6 protein-coding genes are annotated in these 4,146 nt (G+C 63.9%); all 6 read left to right on the forward strand.

Annotated features, from left to right (window positions below):
* The first annotated feature begins 325 nt into the window (after positions 1 to 325).
* Positions 326 to 787 (forward strand): hypothetical protein, encoded by a 462-nt coding sequence (locus A9X03_RS18860; RefSeq protein ID WP_067755530.1) that lies wholly within the window; start codon positions 326 to 328, stop codon positions 785 to 787.
* Positions 788 to 886: 99 nt separating this feature from the next.
* Positions 887 to 1,240 carry a hypothetical protein gene (locus A9X03_RS30405; RefSeq protein ID WP_082950350.1) on the forward strand — a complete coding sequence of 118 codons (354 nt, stop codon included), beginning with the start codon at positions 887 to 889 and terminating at the stop codon, positions 1,238 to 1,240.
* A gap of 10 nt (positions 1,241 to 1,250) precedes the next feature.
* The gene (locus tag A9X03_RS18865) at positions 1,251 to 1,694 is read left to right on the forward strand and encodes a hypothetical protein (RefSeq protein WP_231969374.1); all 444 of its coding nucleotides are present in this window, start codon (positions 1,251 to 1,253) and stop codon (positions 1,692 to 1,694) included.
* 159 nt (positions 1,695 to 1,853) lie between these two features.
* The gene (locus A9X03_RS18870) at positions 1,854 to 2,675 is read left to right on the forward strand and encodes a hypothetical protein (RefSeq protein WP_067755493.1); all 822 of its coding nucleotides are present in this window, start codon (positions 1,854 to 1,856) and stop codon (positions 2,673 to 2,675) included.
* Positions 2,672 to 3,310, forward strand: a complete 639-nt coding sequence (locus tag A9X03_RS18875; RefSeq protein ID WP_156670114.1) for a twin-arginine translocation pathway signal — start codon at positions 2,672 to 2,674, stop codon at positions 3,308 to 3,310. The genes A9X03_RS18870 and A9X03_RS18875 overlap by 4 nt, the downstream gene beginning before the upstream one ends.
* Before the next feature lie 112 nt (positions 3,311 to 3,422).
* Positions 3,423 to 4,146 (forward strand): amidohydrolase family protein (locus A9X03_RS18880; RefSeq protein ID WP_197504992.1); only part of this gene is annotated, 724 nt, incomplete at its 3' end.

Consider the following 4,146-nt stretch of genomic DNA (forward strand, 5'->3'; position numbering starts at 1 on the left):
CCCCGTTGGATGTCGCCGTGTAGGTGCCGTTCAGGCCCCAGTCGCCGCCCGCCCCGGCCGCAGCGCCGCCACCTGACGGTTCCGAGGGGCCCGCCCCGGCTGCCGCGCCGAGTGCATACACACCTCGGCGGTCCGGCCCATCGGTTGCCGTCGCAACCTATGACCCACGAACCGGCCGGTACGCCACCCCCGACGGCACCGTGTATCGCCAATCGGACCTGGTCCCCCGCGCCGGTACGAGGTCCTGGAAAGACCTCTTCCCCACATGAGCGGCCGCTCACGCCGACGTCTTCGGACCGCAGCCCTCATCGGCGCCGTCGTGGTCATGTCGCTAAGCACCGCGCCCCTCGGCAGCGCGGCCGGCGACTGGGGCCTGAACGGCACCTACACGGCGACATCCAACGGGGAGTGGACCAAGACCAACGAGATCTTTCACAACGAGGCCAGCATCCGAAGTATCTGGACGATCAACACGACCTGCAGTTATCCCACCGAATGCACCGGCACGGTAGTCAGCGACTGGGGTTGGCGCGCCCCGATCTATCAAACCGGCGGTGTGTGGTTCGTCAAGCACATCGTCGACAACTGGCAGCCCTGCCCGGATGGAACCGCGGCTCAGGGATTCCAGGTCTTCAGGTTCGTCCCCACCAACCCCGACGGAGATGCCGTCGATCCAACCTCGGCCGTTCTCACCGGCGCCGACGAGACGACCGGCGTCAGCGGCGCCTGCGGGCGAAGTAAGACGTTGTTCATCAGCATGCCGTTCAAGCTCGTCAAGAGTGGGTGAGGGCCGAGAATGAAACCATCCATCACCTCGCAGCATTCGGGTCGTCTCGCAGACCTACGCCTCAAAAGACGCGCGACGCGAGCGATCCTGCCCGTGGCCATGGCGGTGACGGCCCTCCTGGCGTGCACACCCGTCCACGGGTGGGCTGGACCGTCCACGTGTGACAACCCAACCTGCGTCCCGGGTATCACCGGAGGTGTCGTGCTGGGCGCGCCGTGCCCGGATACCACCCACTTCGTGTTCGGCACCACCTCGTGGGGCCGGTTGGTCTTCTGCGGATCTCCGCGGCGTTATGAACCCCGGTACTTCCGTTCCCCCTCGATGTGGGGAATCAAAGAGGAGAACTCCAACTGCGAGGGCTTCGAAAACTCGGTCGCACAAGCCCCCGATGGCTTGTTCCTCACATGCCTGTCTGTCGACGGTGCACCCCGCTGGGTTCGTGGCGACACCTAAATCACCCCATATGCCGGTGGCGAACAATATGCTCGGGCGTCCCGCGCAGTCCCTAGCCGGGCTGGCGGTTGCAATCCTCGTTGCGACGGCCGCATCCGCGACGCCCGTTGCCCGTGCTGACGAGCCGGTGCTGCACCACGTCACCTACACCGTCACCGCGCAGCGCCGCGTCACCGCAGACATCTACTTCCGGGACGCCGATCCGCCCGGCTGGGCCGAATACAGCCACGACCCGTACCAATTCAGCCCTAAGGTCGAGGCCGACGTGGGGCCAGCCACACGGTGGACCCGGGACGTCTGGTTGGCAGCTCCCGATGAATGGGCCATGGTCGTCGCCACCAGCGGGATGTCGCCGGCCACGCCGGACTTTCACTGCGAACTCGCCATAGACGGGGCAGTCGTGGCCACCAACAACGGCGTCAAAGGCGCATTGTGTTCGGTGCGCCACTGGTAATTCGGTGCTCGGCAGGCGCCGAGGTGAATGCTCACTCAGCGGGAACTGCAGTCCAAGACTGCGCCGCACGACGCTACCTTGTGCGCTACTAGCCGCTTGTATCAACCAATCGCCCGGCCAGCTTCGCTCGCACGCGGCGGAAACGGAGAGAGCACGGCAATGCCCGCCGCCAGTTCGTTCCCGAAACGGGACGCGAGTCCTCTCGATGTCACCTCCGAGCGGCCCGTCGATGCTCAGCTTCTCGAGGCAGCGGAGGCAGAAGCTGCCGAAGCCGAAGCGCTCGCCGCCGCTGCCCGGGCCCGCGTCCAGTCCATGCGGCAACACCAACAGTCAGAAGCAACCGACACCGCATCGGCAGAAATCGCTGAGACCCCAGCCGACGATGCGTCGGCAACTCCCGCGGATGACGTCACCGATCGGGACATCACCGATGCCACTGAACTGCCCGATCAAGGCGGCAAGGCGCCCCGGCGGCAGAGAAAGACATACTTCCACCGCCCGAAACGAACCACGATGGTCGCGTCCGTCGGGATGCTCTGCACCGCAGCGCTTCTCGTCGCGAGTGCTGTCATGGTCCGACACCACAATCAGCTGCTAGACAAGCAACAGCGTGCCGCGGAATTCACAGCGGCCGCACGACAAGTCGTGGTCACCCTGATGTCGATTAGCGCGGACAGCGCCAAAGACGACGTACAGCGCATCATCGACAGCTCGACCGGGCAGTTCAGAGATGACTTCCGCGGCGCGGCCGCGGAGTTCGTCAAAGCCGCTCAGACCGCGAAGGTCTCGGCCAAGACGACCGTGCAAGCCGCGTGCCTGGAATCCATGACCGAGGACACCGCAGTCGTGGCCGTTGCCGCCAGCTCCACGCTCTCCAATACCACCGGCGCCCCCGAGCAGCCGCGTTCTTGGCGGCTCAGCGTCAAACTGGCCCGAGACGGCGGGAAAATCAAGATGTCAAGCATGGAGTTCATCCCATGACCATCGGGCAGCTCGAAAACGACAACCTCACCAACGTTGAACTCGCCCTCGCAGGGGCCAGCGACGACCAGCGCGACGACACTACCGGTGACGATCAAAGGACGACCGCAGACGCCGCCAGCGAGACGCGCCGCACCCGGATACGAACCGCACTATCGCACTGGCCGCTACTCATCATCGGTCTGCTGTTGGTAGCGGCCGCCGCCGCAACCGCCACACTGTACTTTGGCCAATATCGACACGACCAGCAGACCAACGACGCTGCGGCAAAGGCGGTGATCGGTGCCGCAACCGAGGGGACCGTCGCGCTGCTGTCCTACACACCCGACAAACTGGAAAGCGACCTGGCCGGTGCAAAGTCACACCTGACCGGTGACTTCTTGACGTACTACGGCAAATTTGCCGACCAAATCGTGGCGCCCGCAGCCAAGCAGAAAGCCGTCAATACCCAAGCAGCGGTCAAGCGCGCGGTCATCAGCGAGCTGCACCCAGAAACGGCCAGGGTGCTGGTCTTCCTCGATCAGACCACAACGAGCAAGGATCAACCTGAGCCGGTCCAGACCGCCAGCAGCGTCATGGTCAGCTTGATCAAAGTCCATGGCGCATGGCTTATCTCGGCGTTCGATCCCATCTAGAACTGCCCTGGCTCCGGGACGGGGTTGAATCCGCCGAACGAAACATTCATCATGCATAGTTATCGGCCACGAGACAATGACCGGTGTCGCATTCTCATTGAGGAGATGATTGATGGCCACCCCTGAGACCCCGTCCCGCTACACTGTCATTTCTGCGGATACCCACGCCGGCGCCGACCTCCTCGAATACAAGCCGTACCTCCCGAAGGCGTTCCACGACGACTTCGACGCGTGGGCCACGACGTATGCCAGTCCTTTCGATGACTTGATCATCGCTACCGCAAAGCGCAACTGGGACCATGAGTTGCGTATTTCCGAGATGGACGCTGACGGGGTTGCGGCAGAGCTGTTGCTGCCCAACACTGTTCCTCCCTTCTTTCCGACGTCTCCCAACATCACCATCTCGTTGCCCCAGAACCGAGCAGAGTTCGAACACCGCTGGGCGGGCGTGCAGGCGCACAACCGATGGCAGGTCGATTTTTGTTCGCTGGCACCCGCACGCCGGCGAGGACTGATCCAGGTATTCCCCAACGACGTCGACGCCGCGCTGGACGAAATTCGTTGGGGCAACGAGCAAGGCTGCTTCGGTGGAGTGCTGCTGCCCCCAGTATCGCCGGGCGACCCCAATGTCGCCCCGCTGTTCCACACTCGGTATGAGCCGATTTGGCAGTTGTGCAGCCAACTGGATCTGACGATCGTGCAGCACGGCGGTCCGGGAAGTCCGGCAATGCCCATGGATCAGCCGGCATCCAACGCCGTGCTCATCACGGAAATGGCGCTGTGGGCCCAGCGCAGCCTGGGCCATCTCATCCTGGCCGGGGTTTTCGAGCGTTACC

It is taken from the genome of Mycobacterium sp. E1715, from assembly GCF_001667625.1.
Classification (GTDB): Bacteria; Actinomycetota; Actinomycetes; order Mycobacteriales; family Mycobacteriaceae; genus Mycobacterium.